This is a genomic window from Roseateles sp. (assembly GCF_046300915.1).
GTDB lineage: Bacteria > Pseudomonadota > Gammaproteobacteria > Burkholderiales > Burkholderiaceae_C > Kinneretia.
In genome coordinates, this window is sequence record NZ_JBKCLH010000118.1 from 1 (window position 1) to 4,567 (window position 4,567).

The window sequence follows — 4,567 nt, forward strand, 5'->3', positions numbered from 1 at the left end:
GTTTGAACATTCACGCCTCGCTGCTGCCACGTTGGCGCGGTGCGGCGCCTATCCACCGCGCCATCGAGGCCGGCGATGCCGAAACCGGCATCACCATCATGCAGATGGATGCGGGCCTGGACACCGGCGACATGCTGCTGATCGAGCGCGAGCCCATCCGCGCCGAGGACACGACCGCCAGCCTGCACGACCGACTGGCCGCCCTGGGCGGGCGTCTGATCGTCGAGGCCCTGGAACTGGCCGCCTGTGGCGGTCTGCAGGCCACGCCCCAGCCCGAGGCCGGCGTGACTTACGCCCACAAGATCGAGAAGGCCGAGAGCGCGATCGACTGGCGGCAGGATGCCGCCCAGATCGCACGCCGTCTGCGCGCTTTTGACCCTTTCCCGGGTGGCCAGGCCCAGCTGGAGGGAGAGACCCTCAAGATCTGGCGGGCCGAGCCGGCCGAGGGCAGGGGAGCGCCTGGCGAGGTGCTGGCGGCCGATGCCGGCGGTCTGCTGGTGGCCTGTGGTCAGGGCGCGCTGCGCCTGCTGGAGCTGCAGCGCGCCGGCGGCAAGCGCCTGGGGGCCGCGGCTTTTCTGCAGTCGCGTTCCATGGCGCCGGGCAGCCGTCTGGCTTGAATTGCCGAGGGCCGGCCCCATCTACACTGCGCTAACTCCAGGAGGATCGACCATGTTCAATCTGATGAAGACCGCCATCCTGATGGCCGCCATCACCGCCTTGTTCATGGCCATCGGCTCCTTGCTGGGTGGGCAGCAGGGCATGATGCTGGCCCTGGTGGTGGCCCTGGGCATGAACTTCTTCAGCTACTGGTTCTCGGACAAGATGGTGCTGAAGATGTACAACGCCCGCGAGGTGGACGCGAGCACGGCGCCGCAGTTCTACGCCATGGTGCAGGAGCTGGCCGCCAAGGCCCAGCTGCCCATGCCCAAGGTCTACATCATCGATGAGGCCGCCCCTAATGCCTTTGCCACCGGCCGCAACCCCGAGCATGCCGCCGTGGCGGCGACCACGGGCATCATGCGCGTGCTCTCCGAGCGCGAGCTGCGCGGCGTGATGGCGCATGAGCTGGCTCATGTGAAGCACCGCGACATCCTGATCTCCACGGTCAGCGCGACCATGGCCGGTGCCATCTCCATGCTGGCCAACTTCGCCATGTTCTTCAGCCCGCGCGATAGCGAGGGCCGGCCGGCCAACCCCATCGTGGGCCTGCTGGTGGCCATCCTGGCGCCCATCGCGGCCAGCCTGATCCAGATGGCGATCAGCCGCGCCCGCGAGTTCGAGGCCGACCGCGGCGGCGCCGAGATCTCGGGCGACCCGCGTGCCCTGGCCTCGGCCCTGGACAAGATCCAGCGCTATGCCCAGGGCATCCCCATGCAAGCCGCCGAGCGCCATCCCGAGACGGCACAGATGATGATCATGAACCCGCTCTCGGGCGGCGGTCTCAAGGGCCTGTTCAGCACCCACCCGGCCACCGAGGAGCGTATCGCGCGCCTGATGGCCCTGGCGAACGGTAACGGCCGTTGAGGCCCGCCGGCGGCGGCCGACTCAAGACCCGACCCCGCCTGCCGATAATCCAGCGATGAAGCGCGCACCTCTCCCGCTCACGATGTTGCTCCCCGGCCTGGCCCTGCTGCTGGCCGGCTGCGAGCAGCTGGGCATCGAGGATCCGGCCAAGGTCGCGGCCGCCAAGGAGGCTGAGGGCAAGGCCGTGGGCAGCGCCTGCCGCCATGCGATGCGCGCCATCGAGGACTGCTATGTGCTCAATCCCAAGGCGCAGAAGGCGGCGGTGTTCGCTGGCTGGCGCGAGATGGACGAGTACATGCGCGAGAACAAGCTGGAGGGTGTGACGCCCCAGGTGCCGCGCCCCGGCGCCTCCAAACCGGCCACCAGCGACGAGTCCATCGAGACCGAGCCCAAGGGCGCGGCGCGCGAGCGCAGCAGCGGCAAGTCGGGCTGATCTGCAGTTCGGGGCCGTCGCCTTGCACTTGGTCGCAGCGCCCGCGATCAGTGCCGCCGGGCACGGCAAGATGCGTTGCATCGACAATAGATGCAGCCGTAGGAGGCCCGCCATGAATCGCAACAAGACCCGCCGCCATCTCATGTTTGGCGCCCTGGCCCTGGGCCTGGCCGCCGGCGCCCAGGCCTGGACCTGGAACCTGGGCAGTGGAGAGCGCGTGGACGGCAATGGCGAAATGGGCAGCGAGGCCCGCTCGCTGGGCGCCTTCGAGGCCATACGCCTGAGCGGCAACTTCAAGCTCAAGGTGCGCCAGGCCGGTGGCGACACGCTGGAGATTTCGGCCGACAAGAATCTGCTGCCTTATATCGAGACCCGTGTGGTGGAGAGCAAGGGCGGTCTCAAGACCCTGGAGATCGCGCCCAAGAACGGCTATCGCCTGAGTAGCCGCCAGCCCGTGCAGGTCCATGTGGGCATGATCGTGCTGCGTCGACTTGCCCTGGAAGGCAGTGGTGACGCGAGGGTGGAGGGTATGAAGACGCCGCGTCTGGAGGTGGCCGTGGCGGGTTCGGGCGATGTGTTGCTCAGCGAGTTGTTCAGCGAGGAGGCCTCTTTCAGTGTCGCGGGCTCCGGCGATATCCAGGCTCAAGGGCGGGTCAATGCCCTCAAGGTCTCGGTGGCCGGTAGCGGCGATGTGAAGGCGGCCGACCTCGCGGCGGACGAGGTGCGTGTCAGCGTGGCGGGCAGCGGCGATGTGCTGGTGCAGGCCAACAAGCAGCTCAAGGCCTCGATCGCGGGTTCGGGCGATGTGCGCTACCGTGGCACGCCCCAGATCTCCAGCTCGGTGGCCGGCAGCGGTTCCATCCTGCCCATGAGCCGCTGACGCGGGGCGCGACTGCGGCCGGTTTGCCACGTCGCCTCCGTCCGTGGATCGCCTTGCGCACAGGCCGGCGCCCACAAAACGCTAGCGGCCCCGACAATGGGGCCATGAAGTCCCACTGGTCTGCCATCGCTCAGCATCCCGAATTCCGTCTGGGCGCGCGCGACATGATGAGCATCACCCTGGGCATCTCGGCCTGGGGGCTGGTGACGGGCGTGGCCATGGTCAAGAGCGGCTTGTCCGTGCCCCTGGCCCTGCTGATGAGCTTTGTGGTGTTTGCCGGCAGCTCGCAGCTGGCGGCTTTGCCCCTGATTTCGGCCGGCGCCCCCATGTGGGTGCTCTGGGCCACGGCCTTCTGCGTCAATCTGCGCTTTGTGATCTTCAGCGCCCATTGGCGCCAGTACTTCGGCCACCTGCCGCGGGCGCAGCGTCTGCGCATCGCCTATTTCGCGGCGGATCTGAACTATGTGGCCTTTCTCAAGCGGTTTCCGGACGGCCGGCCCGCGCCTGAGCAACTGCCCTATTTCTGGGGCGGCGTGGCGCTCAACTGGTGTGCCTGGCAAATCCCCTCGGTGGCCGGCATCCTGCTGGCCAACCATGTGCCCACCGAGTGGGGCCTGGGCTTTGCCGGGGTGCTGGCCCTGCTGGGCCTGTCCTACTCCTTGCTGAAGGACCGCAACACCTGGGTCTCGGCCGCCGTGGCCGGCTGTGCGGCGGTGGCCGCCTATGCCCTGCCGCTGCGCCTGAACATCCTGGTGGCGATTGCCGCCGCCGTGACCGCGGGCCTGCTGCTGGAGAAGTGGCTGCCCGAGAAGAGGAGGCCCGCATGAGCAGCTGGGAAACCGTGTTGGCCATTCTGGGTATGGGCCTGATCACCCTGTTGACCCGGGCCTTCTTCCTGATTCCCCAGCAGGAGCTGCCCCTGCCGGACTGGCTCAAGGACGGCCTGCGCTATGCGCCGCTGGCCGCGCTGGCGGCCGTGATCGTGCCCGAGATCGTGATGAGCAACGGCCAGCTGATCAGCACCTGGAAAGACGCGCGCCTCTATGCCACGGCCGTGGGGACGGCTTATTTTTTCTGGCGCGGCGGCATCCTGGGCACCATCATCAGCGGCACGGCCGTGATGCTGGCCCTTCGCATCGGCCTAGGCTGGTAACCCTGCTGTTGTCTGGCCACTGGCCGGCCGCTTGGTAAGCTTGAGGGTGATGCGGCACCGGGACGGTGCCCGACCGGTTTCTCAACTCCAAGCGTCTTTCCTCTGATCATGAACGTTCTGCGTTTCTCCGACCTGATCGCTGCCGGCAAGGTGGCCGGTCAGCGCGTCTTCATCCGTGCCGACCTCAATGTGCCGCAGGACGATGCCGGCCGCATCACCGAGGACACCCGCATCCGCGCCTCGATTCCCTGCATCCAGGCCGCCCTGAAGGCCGGCGCCGCCGTGATGGTGACCTCGCACCTGGGCCGCCCCACCGAGGGCGAGTTCAAGCCCGAGGATTCCCTGGCCCCAGTGGCCCAGCGCCTGGGCGAGCTGCTCGGTCGTGAAGTTCCCGTCGTGGCCAACTGGGTCGATGGCGTCGAAGTTCAGCCCGGCCAGCTGGTGCTGCTGGAGAACTGCCGCGTCAACAAGGGCGAGAAGAAGAACAACGAAGAGCTGGCCAAGAAAATGGCAGCCCTGTGCGACATCTACGTAAACGACGCGTTTGGCACCGCCCACCGCGCCGAGGGCACGACCT

7 protein-coding genes are annotated in these 4,567 nt (G+C 67.7%); all 7 read left to right on the forward strand.

Annotated features, from left to right (window positions below):
• Nucleotides 1-617 (forward strand): methionyl-tRNA formyltransferase (locus ACK5F2_RS08710; protein ID WP_409864130.1); only part of this gene is annotated, 617 nt, incomplete at its 5' end.
• A 52-nt stretch (nt 618-669) separates the two neighbouring features.
• Nucleotides 670-1,524 carry a zinc metalloprotease HtpX gene (htpX, locus tag ACK5F2_RS08715; RefSeq protein ID WP_409864131.1) on the forward strand — a complete coding sequence of 285 codons (855 nt, stop codon included), beginning with the start codon at nt 670-672 and terminating at the stop codon, nt 1,522-1,524.
• 82 nt (nt 1,525-1,606) lie between these two features.
• Complete coding sequence (locus ACK5F2_RS08720; RefSeq protein ID WP_409864132.1) at nt 1,607-1,957, forward strand: hypothetical protein; 351 nt, start codon at nt 1,607-1,609, stop codon at nt 1,955-1,957.
• 112 nt (nt 1,958-2,069) lie between these two features.
• Nucleotides 2,070-2,837 carry a head GIN domain-containing protein gene (locus ACK5F2_RS08725; RefSeq protein ID WP_409864133.1) on the forward strand — a complete coding sequence of 256 codons (768 nt, stop codon included), beginning with the start codon at nt 2,070-2,072 and terminating at the stop codon, nt 2,835-2,837.
• 104 nt (nt 2,838-2,941) lie between these two features.
• Nucleotides 2,942-3,664 (forward strand): AzlC family ABC transporter permease, encoded by a 723-nt coding sequence (locus ACK5F2_RS08730; RefSeq protein ID WP_409864134.1) that lies wholly within the window; start codon nt 2,942-2,944, stop codon nt 3,662-3,664.
• On the forward strand, nt 3,661-3,990 hold the full coding sequence (locus tag ACK5F2_RS08735) for an AzlD domain-containing protein (RefSeq protein ID WP_409864135.1): 330 nt from the start codon (nt 3,661-3,663) through the stop codon (nt 3,988-3,990). Before ACK5F2_RS08730 ends, ACK5F2_RS08735 begins: the two co-directional genes overlap by 4 nt.
• 108 nt (nt 3,991-4,098) lie before the next feature.
• The coding region (pgk, locus tag ACK5F2_RS08740) for a phosphoglycerate kinase (protein ID WP_409864136.1) at nt 4,099-4,567 on the forward strand (469 nt) is incomplete at its 3' end.